This window comes from Haloarcula sp. JP-Z28 (genome assembly GCF_011440255.1).
GTDB lineage: Archaea > Halobacteriota > Halobacteria > Halobacteriales > Haloarculaceae > Haloarcula > Haloarcula marismortui.
Genome location: NZ_JAAOHT010000047.1, coordinates 1 through 13,532 on the forward strand (window position 1 = coordinate 1; position 13,532 = coordinate 13,532).

At 57.7% G+C, this 13,532-nt stretch carries 14 protein-coding genes and 1 pseudogene; 9 read left to right on the forward strand and 6 right to left on the reverse strand.

The window, feature by feature from the left end:
* Nucleotides 1-158: 158 nt before the first annotated feature.
* A complete protein-coding gene (locus G9463_RS15635) occupies nucleotides 159-1,406 on the forward strand; it encodes a hypothetical protein (RefSeq protein ID WP_165897220.1) in 1,248 nt (415 codons plus the stop codon).
* Nucleotides 1,407-1,416: 10 nt separating this feature from the next.
* On the opposite strand, the gene G9463_RS15640 is transcribed toward G9463_RS15635, so the two are convergent.
* Both G9463_RS15640 and G9463_RS15645 read right to left on the reverse strand, forming a co-directional pair.
* The gene (locus G9463_RS15640) at nucleotides 1,417-1,596 is read right to left on the reverse strand and encodes a hypothetical protein (RefSeq protein ID WP_165897221.1); all 180 of its coding nucleotides are present in this window, start codon (nucleotides 1,594-1,596) and stop codon (nucleotides 1,417-1,419) included.
* Nucleotides 1,593-1,889, reverse strand: a complete 297-nt coding sequence (locus G9463_RS15645; protein WP_165897222.1) for a hypothetical protein — start codon at nucleotides 1,887-1,889, stop codon at nucleotides 1,593-1,595. The genes G9463_RS15640 and G9463_RS15645 overlap by 4 nt, the downstream gene beginning before the upstream one ends.
* 869 nt (nucleotides 1,890-2,758) lie before the next feature.
* On the opposite strand from G9463_RS15645, the pseudogene G9463_RS15655 reads away from it, so the two are divergent.
* The 6 genes and pseudogenes from G9463_RS15655 (at nucleotide 2,759) to G9463_RS15680 (ending at nucleotide 7,490) form a co-directional block, all read left to right on the forward strand.
* A pseudogene (locus G9463_RS15655) lies at nucleotides 2,759-3,387 on the forward strand (transcriptional regulator).
* Nucleotides 3,384-3,704 (forward strand): PadR family transcriptional regulator, encoded by a 321-nt coding sequence (locus G9463_RS15660; protein ID WP_165897223.1) that lies wholly within the window; start codon nucleotides 3,384-3,386, stop codon nucleotides 3,702-3,704. Before G9463_RS15655 ends, G9463_RS15660 begins: the two are co-directional and overlap by 4 nt.
* Nucleotides 3,705-4,310: 606 nt before the next feature.
* Nucleotides 4,311-4,610 (forward strand): hypothetical protein, encoded by a 300-nt coding sequence (locus G9463_RS15665; RefSeq protein ID WP_165897224.1) that lies wholly within the window; start codon nucleotides 4,311-4,313, stop codon nucleotides 4,608-4,610.
* Nucleotides 4,610-4,822: a hypothetical protein gene (locus tag G9463_RS15670; protein WP_165897225.1), complete on the forward strand. Its 213-nt coding sequence runs from the start codon at nucleotides 4,610-4,612 to the stop codon at nucleotides 4,820-4,822. Before G9463_RS15665 ends, G9463_RS15670 begins: the two co-directional genes overlap by 1 nt.
* Before the next feature lie 272 nt (nucleotides 4,823-5,094).
* Nucleotides 5,095-5,976, forward strand: a complete 882-nt coding sequence (locus tag G9463_RS15675; protein WP_165897226.1) for a hypothetical protein — start codon at nucleotides 5,095-5,097, stop codon at nucleotides 5,974-5,976.
* Nucleotides 5,977-6,326: 350 nt separating this feature from the next.
* Nucleotides 6,327-7,490: a Fic family protein gene (locus tag G9463_RS15680; RefSeq protein ID WP_240150051.1), complete on the forward strand. Its 1,164-nt coding sequence runs from the start codon at nucleotides 6,327-6,329 to the stop codon at nucleotides 7,488-7,490.
* 136 nt (nucleotides 7,491-7,626) lie between these two features.
* On the opposite strand, the gene G9463_RS15685 is transcribed toward G9463_RS15680, so the two are convergent.
* The gene (locus tag G9463_RS15685) at nucleotides 7,627-7,872 is read right to left on the reverse strand and encodes a hypothetical protein (protein WP_165897227.1); all 246 of its coding nucleotides are present in this window, start codon (nucleotides 7,870-7,872) and stop codon (nucleotides 7,627-7,629) included.
* A gap of 85 nt (nucleotides 7,873-7,957) precedes the next feature.
* Here G9463_RS15685 and G9463_RS15690 point away from each other — a divergent pair, with 85 nt between their 5' ends.
* Entirely contained in the window at nucleotides 7,958-8,137 is a 180-nt protein-coding gene (locus G9463_RS15690; RefSeq protein ID WP_165897228.1) for a hypothetical protein, read from the forward strand.
* Nucleotides 8,138-8,233: 96 nt separating this feature from the next.
* Here G9463_RS15690 and G9463_RS15695 read toward each other — a convergent pair whose 3' ends face one another.
* Nucleotides 8,234-9,034, reverse strand: a complete 801-nt coding sequence (locus G9463_RS15695; RefSeq protein WP_240150052.1) for a hypothetical protein — start codon at nucleotides 9,032-9,034, stop codon at nucleotides 8,234-8,236.
* A 216-nt stretch (nucleotides 9,035-9,250) separates the two neighbouring features.
* Nucleotides 9,251-9,673 carry a halocyanin domain-containing protein gene (locus G9463_RS15700; RefSeq protein WP_240150053.1) on the reverse strand — a complete coding sequence of 141 codons (423 nt, stop codon included), beginning with the start codon at nucleotides 9,671-9,673 and terminating at the stop codon, nucleotides 9,251-9,253.
* Between the two features lie 428 nt (nucleotides 9,674-10,101).
* Between G9463_RS15700 and G9463_RS15705 the strand changes: the two genes are divergently transcribed.
* Nucleotides 10,102-12,015, forward strand: coding sequence for a hypothetical protein (locus tag G9463_RS15705; RefSeq protein WP_240150054.1), 1,914 nt, complete (start codon nucleotides 10,102-10,104; stop codon nucleotides 12,013-12,015).
* Here the strand turns inward: G9463_RS15705 and G9463_RS15710 are convergent.
* The gene (locus G9463_RS15710) at nucleotides 12,009-13,529 is read right to left on the reverse strand and encodes an aldehyde dehydrogenase (RefSeq protein ID WP_165897232.1); all 1,521 of its coding nucleotides are present in this window, start codon (nucleotides 13,527-13,529) and stop codon (nucleotides 12,009-12,011) included. The genes G9463_RS15705 and G9463_RS15710 overlap by 7 nt on opposite strands.
* Nucleotides 13,530-13,532 lie beyond the last annotated feature (3 nt).

Below are 13,532 nucleotides of genomic sequence, written 5' to 3' on the forward strand. Positions count from 1 at the left end.
TTAGCTAACTGAACGACTTTGCTCGTGAAGCGGGAAATCTTCGACATTGACCATCGGCGATTCCCCGCTTCATTCCACTAGTTCTAACGGTCGAAACCGACGCAGTCCCGCGATTCACCAGAGCCGAATACTTTGACTATGACTCAATGCAGGTCACTGTGGCTGATCTTCAGCCGTCAGTGATGCTCGCACTAACCGATTTAGCTGGTAATCCACGGATCATTGAAATGTTCGTTAAACAGGAGGCGAGTGAAAGCTTAGATGAGCGGGATCAAGAGCCATTAGAGAAGGAATACCCCATCGAGAAGACAATAGAAGACGACGGACCTGTAGAGGTATTCTCAGCCAAAATGAATGCTATCAAACGGGATTGGGGGAAGACGTCATCGCGTGAGTACACAATCTGGTTCCCTTGGCACGTCAGCTGGCGTAACGGACCATCGATGCTCAAGATGTACGGCCATACGTTTGAGCCCAGCGATCAGTCCGACTGGAAACCTCGTCTTGAGCAAATCGCAGATGGTCCGGACGTGAGTGGTGGTAGATACATCCTCGAAGAGATAGAAGATGGAGAATACGATGTCTGGGAGACTACAATCTCAAGTCGCACTCCACGCTGGGCAATACTTCGGTTTGAGAACGCACTAGAAATTCTCTCAGCACAACTGAGTCATTCGGAGTACTTTCTAAACACCCAGACGAGGCCCAAGCGGTTGGGACGAATGTCAGGGAATACAAGAGATGGTGGCCGATGGACAGCGATCCAGCGCCCGTTTGGAGTGTTCTACGTAGATGACCTCGTTGATGAACAGCCCTATACCCCACATTGGGGGGCAAATGTATATGACCGTAGTGGACGCCCTGCGGTCTCTCTTGACTACTCATCGCTCAGCTATCGTTTAGATACTCATCTTCCGTTCGAAGACCTTCAAGTTGGTAATGAACCGCTACTCCACAATGTCTTGGTTGACTATCAGCAGGGACTTACCGAAACCGACCATCGACGATCGTTTATCAATTTCTGGCGGGTAATCGAGGAATTATCATTGGCCGAAGAGGGGCAGAAAGAGGTAACCGTTGAGCGCGCTCTATTCGCTTTAGATGTAGTTACAGAGGACGAGTACGACGCAATTTTTGAACGTATTGCTAAAGAGATATGGGAGGTTCGGAACTCCCGTACTCACGAAACAGGATGGATTCGTATCGGTACTGAACACGAGATCGCCGCGAAGGTACTTGCTGATGCGATGATTTGGTTGTATCTGACTGAATTTATAGATACAGATGGCGACATTAATCAATCGAAAATACGTCGTGTTTTCGATTGGGCAACGAAGCCAGAATCAACTAGAAAGGAGGCTCAAGAGGCGTTGAACACTGTAAGTCATCTATTCGGTGAGTGTTGAAAAACAATGGTCAAATCCGTCGCATCGTCGTCACGACTTCCCGCCCAGTGATCCGCCACTGACAGCCGTTCCAGACTGCCTCGATGCGCTCGAAGCCGCCATCGCTTCGCGGTTCGAACTCGATTTTCCGCTTCGGGCCGCGAACGGGCTCGTACACGAAGCCGTTCGGGTCGGCGACAGTCTCTCTCATGCTTCCACCGCCTGAACGAGATCGCCGACGAGCGAGCCGCCGACATGTGGCCCAACGTCCCACCCACGCTCGCCACGCGTGTATTCGCACCACTCTCCGAGCGTCTCGAAGGGCGTCTCGGCTAACACAACTGTCTCAGCGTCACCATCAGCCGAAACAACAGCCACAGCGAACTCGTAGCTGTCCCAGTAATGTGCTGCACCCTCGCCGTCGACGCCGAGAAAGAGCGGTCGGCCTTGGGTGAGTAGTTCACGAGCGGTACGTTCTTGTGGATTGGATTGCGTAGTTGCCATTGGTTCTTCCTGGAACCACGCGCCTCGGTGTCTCAGCACCGGGGCGATTTCGTACGAAATCGACCAGCGGCGCGTGTGTTCCTATACTTAGCTTATGTTACGCCACCGGCATAAGTGTTTTCCATACAGCAAACTGTAGGGAAAGTAGAAGATAATGAGTACCCGTGGAAAAGATCGATCTGTGAGTGACGAAGAGCTAATTCAGGCAATTAAACGTCATCCCGACCCGGCAGTGAAAAGTACAGAGCTTGCCGAACAGCTACCACTTACGAGTACCCGGATCAATGAACTACTCAAATCATTAGAGAGTGAGGGTATCCTCAAAAAGAAATCATTCGGCAGTGCCAACGGGTGGTGGGTATCCAGAACTCAGGATTTAGACCGCTAAGTAAGTTTGTCACGGGCCGCTTCAACGACACGCTGGTGGCCCTTTGGAGTGATCCACCATAATCGTCTTCCAGACGCGGTTTTGGAGGTTACTAGCCCTTCATTTTCCAGTTCGTTCAGAAGGTCGTTGACACGCTGTCGTGACAGCGGCAGCGGATCAGACACTTCACTGGTGAATAAGGCTGGATCAGCTGATAGCAAAAATTCGAGCAAAATCCGATCATCGCTGACTTTGCGGTCTGACCCTCGCTTAGCCATTCTATCTCATCTTCTACGTCGACATAAATAGTAATGTGCGATGTGATTGTAACTCGTATGGAAAAGTTTGCTGTACAGAAACACTAAGTACGGCCAGCGTAACAGTCTGAGATAGGCGACGCCCACAGCAACCACCGGCGTCCCATCGAACCCATGACCGTTTGCAAGCCCACCCACGAAGAGTCGCATCGCTCGCCAACCACTCTCCTCGCCGGAGGGAGAGCATGACCGTCTGGTACACCTGCACCGCCCTCCAGCGGGATCTCCTGAAAGTGATTGCCGACCACGACCACTACGACCGCGCGGCCACCGCCGACGCCCTCCAGATCGCCGTTGAAACCCGACGCGAAGCCACGCTCAACAATGCCCGCGTCACGGACGCCCTCGCCGGGCTCGAAGCAGACGACCTAGTCACTACCAACGGGACCTACGCCCTGACCGACCGCGGCCACGATCTGGTCGCCACCGACGGCGGCACCACCATCCCCTCACACACGGCGGCGGCCACCCGACTCGACACCGTCCTGCAGGCCGCCGAACCGCCCTCGCCGACGACGAACTCGCATTGCTGGAGGCCGTCAGCACCTACCTCCGGAACACGGACGGCTTCGTTGTCGAGACCCACGCCGAGCCCGCAATCCGCAGCCACGCGCGTGAGCACATCGCCACCACTGAAGGCGGCGAGGGCGCACCTGCCGGCGACGTACTGGACACGCTCGCCAAAGAATACGGAGCCAAGCGGGCGCTGACGGCCTTGCTGGGTCTACTGGTGCAGGGCGACTGTTACCAGCCCGAACCAGCCACACTGCGGCGGGTTGACACCGACGCCGACGAGCTGGGAGGCGACCGATGACGACCTACCACGACCTGACGGGCTTCCAGCGCGATCTCTTGGAGGCCATCGCCGCCGTCGACGATGATCCCTACGGCCTCGCGCTCAAGGAGTATCTCGACGAGCGCTACGCCGACCCGATCAACCACAGCCGCCTCTACCAGAATCTCGACCAGCTCGTTGAGCAGGACCTCATCAACCGAGACGACCTCGACGCCCGCACCAACGTGTATACGCTGACTGACGCTGGCAGACACGAACTCCAGCACCACGCGGAAACACTCGCAGGCCTGTGTGAGCTGGCCCGACCCGTCGCTGATGGGGGTGCCCGACAGTGACGGCAGTCACACTGACTCAGAAGCGTCCTGAGAACGCACGAGTTCACAGTGTCGGTCAGCAGACCACTGGTGGCCAGCTACAGGGAGCGCAGCTGAAGCCACTCATCTGCTGGTATCAAAAACCCCCCAAGGTGCTGATCCCAAGATTGTGCGTTGCACGGACGCGGCGGCAAGGGTTCCAGAGTCGGGAACAGCACCCGCATAAGTGTAGACAGAACATCATAGATAGGTCTTATGGCGGCCGGTCACAGCAGCGCGGTCACATGGCTGGCATGCTCGTCGCTGGACACACTGCAGGTACAGCCTCGCCCAAAACTAGCCAAAACGACCGGTTTCGCCGTGTAGGCGATGGAAGGAATGGTGGGCAGCCGGTGGGGGGTGGCGTGCAACGCACCATTGGAAGTCGTCATCCACGACGACAGGTTCCGGCCTCGGGCAAACCAATGACTTGGGTGGGATCCATAGGGAGATGGAGCAGAGACCAGAACCCACCTACCAGTATGTGATTGGTAAACAAAACGCCTGTGATATCGTTCCGCAGTTTATTCATTCGACACCCAGTGTGGACCCGCTGACAGGCCGCTCCCGACACCGGGAGGTGGCCCGATGACTGCTCCTCCGACCGTCGGCGAGATCATCGCGATCACGACCACCGATAGTGAGCCGTTGTTGCTGGTCTCACGCGCCACCGACGAACACATCACCGGCGTGTTGCTGGCCGACCTCGCAACAGAACCGCTCCAGCGACTGCGAGCGTCCAAGCGCAACACACCCACACGCCGGCAGCTGGCGCAGGCTATCGGTCGGACTGACGAGTTGATGTCGTTCACGGTCCCGACCACAGACTGCGGACTGGTTGAACGCGACAGCAGCCGTCCTAACCGCTTCGAAGGAGGGGATGACTGATGGCCCGCGTTGATCCATCACCGGAACCTGCCACCGAGACAGCGTCATCAGACACAGCCCAGTGGCGACTCCGCTACCACGTCGGTGAGATTCAACACTACACCGAATGGACGGCCGACTTCCCTACCATCGAGAACTACTACGACCAGTACCATCACGGGGACCACGCCCACGATGTCGCCATTGAGCGCCGAGCAGTGATCGAAACGTGACCCACCATAGCACCCACTCCGGTACCAGCCACGACTGTACCACTGCCACCAGCGGAGCGCGACCGGTGAACCCAGTGCCACGCCGGTCCGGGCGACGGCAGCACATACATATCGCTAGTCGCCGGCGCGGTGCCACGACACAAATCCACTAGACAGAGCGGGGTTGCCACGAGCCAACCGCCGCGTCTAGAGAGCGCCAGCTACATCACCGACAGCCCGTGCTGTGGTCAGCACTGCTCGGTTCGATTCCGAGCACGGGCCCTGTGGTCACAATGCCACGACAACCCACCAACGACGACACCGGGACCGACAGCACAGCCACCGATCAAGCCCTCGCCGACGAACTCGGGATGGACATCGGAGGAGATGGGGCGGACATCGACGCCCTCCACTCGCTCGTCAGCGACCTCGACGGCGACGTCTCACCCCTCGTTTCGAGTGTTCTTGAGACGCTGGTCGCGACTATCGATGACCTCCACGAACGCGTCACCCAACTAGAGGCCGACCTCGAACAGACCCACGAGGTTGCCACCACAGCCGTCGGTGACGCCGCCACGAACGACCAGCGCCTCGACGACCTCGAAGCCCAACAGGAGACCACCCGCGACGTCGCCAAGAGTGCCATCGCCAAGGCCCAGCAACTCGAAGCCGACACCGACCAGCAGGAAGACGCCGAACAACTGCCCGAGGGCATCGAACCCAGCACCTCGCCGCTGGATTTCTTCGCGAACTGCCGCCAATCGAAAGTCAAGACGATGTTTGTCGAGCGCTCGAACCGCCAGAACACCTACCGCGCGATCAGCATCGCCAAGCGCTGGCCGGAATTTGCCACGACACGAACCGACGGCAGCGGCGTCTTCATGACGAAAGCCGACCTGCAGACGGCCCTCACCGCCGAACTCGGGAAGGAGCCCCATCGCCAGACGATCAAGCGCGTCTGGGAGACACTGGTCGACATCGGCGGCGACGACGTCGTCGAGAAAACTCGGCAGGTCGGACGGGACCAGCCCCAAACTGAGATCCTCGCGATGGATATGGCAACAGCCGAAGGGCTGCTCGAAAAACGCTACGTCGGTCTCGATCTGTTGGAGAACAGCGACCACAAAGCCGCGACAGGTGGCGTCACACCCGTTGTGGTGGAGTCTACGCCCTAACCCTGTGACACACATCGGATAGGACCAGAACCGACACTGAACCGACGCTACTGGACGCGGTGGTACGTGCCCTGCCGCCGTCGACGCCACTGTTTGCTAGCTGCAGCAACCGGGAGCGACCCCATTCGTACAGGAGTGTAGTGAGCGGTCGTAACACGAACGGAGCGACTACAGCGATTCCAGTAGTCACAACAGGTGTGACGCCAAGTCCAGTCACAAGACCTTCCTGTAGCTTGCATCCCCAATTTGGGTTAGCAACGGTGTCCGGTTTTCCGCATATATAGAGATATCGGATACTCACTGTGCTAACCAAAATACACCACCAGTGTTTTTGCCTTAGCCCGAATACGATGACTGCAAGCAAAATGGCGAGCAACAGTCTTCCAGATAAAGCACCTGGCGAGTATGTTCCCTTCGGACGCCGGCCATACTATCTCCCAGATCCGCTGCCACCGGCACATGACCTCGAATTCGACACCGACTTCCAGCAGTTGCTGCAGGACGCCATCTATCAACTCGGGCGGCTAGAAGGGATTGGCGACGAGACGGAAGCCAATCCGTTGCTGTACACGACAATGGTCCGTCGCGAAGCCGTCGAATCGGTCGTGCTTGAGGGTGCAGATATCGATATCGAGGACGTATTCCGGTCCCAGGAGCTCGCCGATAGCGGCACCACTCGGAAGGATGTCCAAGAAGCACTCAATTACGAGCGGACGATCACTAAAGGTGCGACTCGGCTCTCCGAGGGCGACCAGATCACACTTGGACTGTTACAGGACCTGCACGAGTTGCTGATGGCGGACGTGCGTGGTCACTGTGAATACCCTGGGGAGTTCCGTGCGAAGCCGATCAATCTCCCAGCAGCCTCATCGTTCCAGGAACCATTCGTCCCGCCAGCACCGGACCGGATTCCGGAGCTGATGACGAATCTAATTGAGTATTGTAACACGACCAGCGAGTTCCACGACCTTGTTCAGCTTGGGCTCGTCCACTATCAGTTCGAGACGATTCACCCCTTCGAGGATGGGAACGGCCGCTTGGGACGTATTCTCATCACGTTACAGCTGATTCAGAACGGCTACCTCACACAACCGTATCTGTATCCGAGCGCGTATTTCAACCGCAACAAGATCGAGTATGCTGACCGGATGCGAACAGTCAGCGAAACGGGTGTCTGGGAGCCCTGGCTAGAGTTCTTCGTCGAGGGAATTCGCTCACAAGCTGCCGAGGCAGTCACACGAACGAACAATCTTCGGAATCTTCGTCGAGAGTACGAGCGAACGTATGGACATGAAAAAACAGCCGCCGACCGGTTGGCGATGCGCCTGTTCAAGCAGCCATACCTGACCACGAACGACGTTGCCGAGCTACTGGATGTGACCGCACAAACAGCACGGAACGCAATTCGAGAACTGGAGGCACAGGATGTCCTGACCGAAACAACGGGGAAAGAGCGGTATCAGGAGTTCAAGGCTGTCGATATCTTTGACATTCTCGACCAGCCCCTAGAGTGAGATCGGGGCCGAAACAAACTAACTTGATCTGTGCTGTGTGTTTCTCCAATATAACTGGTAGTCAAAACGCTCTCTCTGGACCGCCTCTCACCCGGCGGAGGCTCACAAAATACGGGCAAGTTCCCTTGCTGTCAGACTATGATTGCTCTATTGGCTCGACCCACTCGGGAGCGCAATCATGGGTCCCACCGTAGATCGAGCGCTCGGGATACTGGTCGTCGGCAGCCTCGACAGCGATGATCACGTTGCCGCCGGAACGCGAAATTTCTGTAACGGTTCCGACGACTACATCGAGTGGGCCGTCTCCGTCGGTCCAGTCGGCTCGAACGTGGTCGCCGCGGTCGAAGTCATACTCCTCGAAGGAAGGTGCTGTCGTACTCATGCTCTCCTCTGGCTCCGAGGGAGACACAAAATGTCTCGTATGCCAGCCAGAGTGCTGATGGGTTTCGCCGAGAGAAGAAGAACTGATGACCGAATTGCGGGTCCGGAAACCCGATGGGTGGACGACCGTCTCGTTTCCCGACGCAGTTGCGACAATCTCGGTTGTCGGTGGGAAGGTCGACGGTCAGCTGTGCCTGACTCTTACCGGCGAACGGGAGGGCGGTCCCCGCATCGTCGAAACCGGAATCCTTGATCTCGGCCCCTGAGAGACCGGCTCCGCCATCCGTGGGACAGTGTCCTCTGGAGCAATCGTTCCGTCACTGCATGGTCGGGTGCATCAAACCTGCCGTCCCTGTGGACCGTCACCCGTCTTCCGTGGGCGTCGCCGTGACGACAAAGGGGTCAGCCTTCAAACCGGTCGCGTCCGGATTGAGCTCTAGCGACTCGGTCATGTGTATTGCCGTCTCCTCCATGAAATCTAGACACCCGTCTGACACTTCCTCGTCCTCGGGGCTTACCTGAAGGGTAAATTTGGTTTCGAAGTACAGCGTCCGGCCGTCAACCTCATAGGGGAGATAGGTCCCCCAGAACGTTTTGCTTCGGGCAGTCTCTGTGAATAGAGACGCGGTGACCGCCTCCCCGTTGAACTCGGTCTGGGTCAGCTCTTCCCAAGTCTCGGAAAAAGTTGCTTGGTCCTGTGTCGTTCCGCGCCCGAATTGCTGGAGGTTGAGTTGGAGGAAAACCCCGTCCTGGCTGTCTGGTCCGAGCGTGACTATGAACAATCCCTGAGCGTTCTCGTCGAACCCCGGCGTCGCTTCCGACTGGTCTCCGAACACATCTAGGTAGTCACAGGTATACGCGAGCGGGCGCTCGCCGGGCTCAAACCGCCGGTAGTCCGATCCGAAGTCTTGACAGACCCGGACACTGCTCCCGTCGCTCCCATCACTTCCGCCGCTACTGTCCGACCCGCCATTTCCGTTCCCGTTCCCACTTGCTCCATCAGCGTTGTTGTCCGTCCCGCCGTTGCTCTCCCCGTCGTCGCCTGCTTGGTCGTCGCCGGAACACCCGGCGAACCCCATCGTGACCGCCGTCCCGAGCGAGACAAGCACCCGTCGCCTGCCGTGTCGGTTCCGGCTGGTTCTGTTGTTGCTATCGTGTTCCATAATTGACGATACTGAAGGAGGGAGAATAGGCCTGTTCACCATCCGTTCTATGATCACCCCGTTTTGGCAGGAAGCAACTCTACTCTAACAGAACACTGTTGTTTAGCCGGATATAAACACACCATCGAATATATTCCGGCTGTTGCCACAGATAGTCGAGCGCAACAGACACTGGCAGGGGGACACAGCCGGTGCGCAGAAAGCAGATTTGTCCGCTTATTCGACGACAATAGCGCCTTTCATACCGACGCCCTCATGTGGGACACAGACGTACAGCACCGTCTTGGCTTCGTCGAAGGTCTGTGTATACGTCGCGCCCTCCTGTGACTTTTGCTCACTCGCGAAATCGGTACCGTGCTGTGCGACGACGTTGTGAGTACTTCCTTGGCCCGTCCACTCCCAGGTGACCACCGTCCCGCTGTCGACGCGAATCGCTGCCGGACCAAAGCCGAAATACGCGCCGTTGGCCTCAATACCAACGTCGACCGTGACGGAGTCAGAACCAGTCTTGTCGACGATGCTGTCGTAGTTGTCCGTCTCCGAGAGGAACTCGTCGACAGATGGTGACCCTTCGGTCTCCACAGACGTGTTAGCGGGTGTCGCTTCCGGAGACGGCGTGTCGTCACTCGATTCGTCCATATCTTGGGCCGTGGAATCGCCGCCACATCCGCCAACGGCACCGGCAACTGCGACCCCCGCAGTGCGCAGGAGTGTCCGCCTGCTGTATGAACTAGTCATTATCAACAGTATGCACAAGCGAGACCAGCTCAATATATGTTTGGGTGAGTGAATTATACAATGAGATTGCAACAGAATCTCGTATTAGTATATGCAACAGTGCTAGACAAATTCGAGACGTTTTCGCAGTTATTCTGGAGCTTTCACTCCCTCAGCGAAATCGAATATCCCGCAATCGCGTCTTGGTCACGATTTTGATAGCAGATAGTGGGATTTTTCGGCAATATCTCCGCAGGCGGAACAAGGAACGGTGAAGAGAAAGTCTAGATAGCGAATTTTAGTATCTCCCCAATATATAAGTGATGTCTGATATCATAATGTGTTACGTCATGTCATACGAAGACATCCGTGACAAAATCAGCGAAACGAGCAGACGGAAGTTCATCGCTGCTCTGAGCATCACAGCGGGTGCATCACTGGCTGGCTGTAGTATGGGTGGCAGCGATGACGGTACGCCGACGTCAGAACCCAAAGCCGCACCAAGCCAGACTCCAGACGAACCAGCGGAACCGCCCGAGCCGCCCGAACCGGACGAACGAATCACGTCCGCGCGACGCATCGGACCCCGCGACGTGAGCGACTTCGGGTTCGAGGACCTGTGGGCCTACCGGAAGCGCCAGGCCGTCGAGGCACTGGTCTCCGACCCGCGTGTCAACGACGTCGCCAGCGACTGGGTCGCCTCCTTCGAAGCATACGACCCGCTGACGAACCGCCTCGACGCGGTTAGCATCCAAGGGACCACCGGGATGGCCGTCGATGGCAGTCCAGACGACACGCCGTTCGAGGTCACAGCAAAGAACCGACAGGTCGCCTACGGACTGGTCGACCGAGTGACCGACGAACTCGTCGGTTTGAAAATCAACGAACCGATCGACGTGACTTGGACGCGAGGCAACTGGAACGACACCCAGCGGGCACGCCACGAGAAGATGCTGGACAAAGAAGAGATCTGGCAACACCTCGAGGGCAAGGAGTGGTACCCGATGGTCAAGGCCGCAGAAATCATCACCAGCTACGGCGATTACGCCCACGGTGAAGCCTCCAACCTCGCGTACTTCGTGATGGACGGGGGTGAACTGAAGGTTGTCAGCGGCTTCATGGACGTGACTGGTGAGGAAGCCGAGTTGCTCGACGTACACATCGTCAACGACTTTGCCGAACACCCGGCCTACAGGATAGCCCAGAACACCGGGACCGTAGGCGAGTCTGTGCTGGGCGAGGTTCCGGAACCGCCGGTGATGCAACGGCCACAGATTACGGCTCCCAATGGCTACCACCGCATCGAAGAGCCACCGAACGAATTCGAACAGGACGGCTGGTCGATAACCTGGAGCGGTCCCCGGACGGTCGGGGCCGAAGTCAGCGCAGACTTCAACGGGAAGCCGGTCTTCTCGCTGACTGCCCCCTACAGCACGTCCACCTGCTACGACATGCCCAAACGAAACGGCCGGAACACCCGCGAGTGGATGTTCCCCGACAACGAGCCGGTCATCAGCGGCGAGCTCCTCTACTGGGATATTCACAGTCTCAGTCTCGGAGGTCCCGGAATCCTCGGCAAGACCGAATACCCATCGACACAGAGCCGTCCGGCGGGGTTCAACATCCGTACGCACTACCACACGGGTGCAGTCCAGAACGCGCGTGATTTCCACTCTGGACATCGTTTCGCACCGTACAACTACTACATCAACTACCAGTTCTACGAGGACGGCGTGTTTATGCCGGTGTTCCAACGGCACGGTCCCGGCTACGTCAACGAGTTCTACGAGTACCGCGAGCGCGAGAACGACGGCCCCGCACAGTACTATTTGGAAAACTGGCTGACGAAGCCGACGCCGGGGACCACAGATGGTGTCGAGACGAAGATATTCGACGGCAACGAGTGGCAGACCCCCGAAACCGAGTTCTATTTCGGCAGTAACGATGTGAGCGAAGAGCATCTACTCCGGTTTACGAACCCTGATGGTCCGGAAACCATCGACATCCCGCTAGACAACCTGAAAGAAGTCGTTGTTGTCAGGCCAAAAGACGACGAAATAGGCGAGGTGATCCGAGCTAATCCGCAGAAGCCGATGCCGGAACTCAACTTCTACCACCCCGCACAGTATGTCGATGACGAACCGATTCAGGGCGAGGAAGTCTTCTTCTGGCTCCTGATGGAAGCTCCCACTGACGAAGTGCCACACGCTTCAGGGATTACGACCTACACGCAGATGGGCGAGTTCAACCTCAGCGGCTACTGACCATCGCCCAAGTCCATCGTTATGGATTTCGTCTGGGTATACTCCCGAAGCGTCTCCATCGCTCCTTCTCGACCGATTCCGGATTGCTTGTAGCCGCCGAAGGGCTGGCCTGCCGGCAGACGGTTGAACGTGTTGACCCAAATGTTGCCGGCCATGATGTCCTCGGCGATGCGGTGGGCGAAGGAGAGGTCGTCGGTCACCACACCGGCAGCAAGGCCGTAGTCCACGTTGTTCGCGCGTGCGACCATCTCGTCGTAACCGTCCCACTCAAGCATGATCTCGACGGGTCCGAAAATCTCCTGTGTCGCGACGGTGCTGTCGGCGCCGACGTCCGCGATGACAGTCGGTTCGACGAAACAGCCCTCAGCGAGGATTCCCTCCTCAACAGTGCCACCGCCCCGGAGGATGCTTGCGTCTGAGTCCCTGGCGAGGCCGATGTAGTGCAGCGTCTTTTCGACTTCTGCACGGCTGACCTGTGGGCCGATGTCGGTGGATTCCTCAAGCGGGTCGCCCATTTGGAGTTGGCCAACGGCGTCGAGAAACGCGTCGACGAACTCGTCTGCGATGCTCTCGTGGATGAACAGTCGTGTCCCGGCACTACAGCACTCGCCGCCGTTGAAAAACATCGCGTCAACAGCGATGTCCGCTGCCTCCGCCGGGTCTGCGTCCGGCGCAACGATGAGTGGACTCTTCCCGCCGAGTTCGAGCGTGATGTCACTAATCGTGTTCGCGGCGGCTTTCATCACGCCCTGTCCCACTTCCGTCGAGCCGGTGAAAGCCACCTTTGGAACGCGCTCATGAGAGACCAGCGGCGCACCTGTCTCGGGACCGAATCCGGTGACGACATTGACGACGCCGTCTGGTAACACGTCCGCAATCTCGCGCATGTACGTAAGCAGTGAAATCGGTGTCTGCTCGGCTGGTTTGAGGACGACCGTGTTGCCGGCGGCGAGTGCCGGCGCAAGTTTCCAGGTGGCAAGCAACAGCGGGAAGTTCCAGGGGACGACCTGTCCGACGACGCCGTAGGGTTCTCGTCGGGTCTGGATGTGTAACTCCTTGTGTGGGACGGTTTTTCCTTCGATATTTCGGGCGGCACTGGCGAAGTATCGGAAGTGGTCGACGGCGAGTTCGATGTCCTCGCGAGCCTCAGTAATTGGTTTCCCGTTGTCGAGTACCTCGATAAGCGCGAAGTCCTCGGCGCGTGCTTCGAGTCGGTCGGCCATTGTCAAGAGCAACTGCTGTCTCTCCGCCGGCGTGGTCTCTGACCAGCGTTGCTCGTATGCTTCCCAGGCGGCATCGACCGCTCTGTTGACTTCCTCTTTGGTCCCCTCGTAGACGCCCACCAGCGACTCACCCGTCGTCGGATCTATGGACTGAAACGTGTCGTCGCCACGTCCAGTAATCCACTCGCCATCGACGAAGTGTTTGAGTGGTCCCGACGGAAGTAGCGATTCAGCAAGCTCCGCGTGCCGGGCCTTGATTCGCAGTGTGTCGATCTCTGAATGAGATGTCATCCT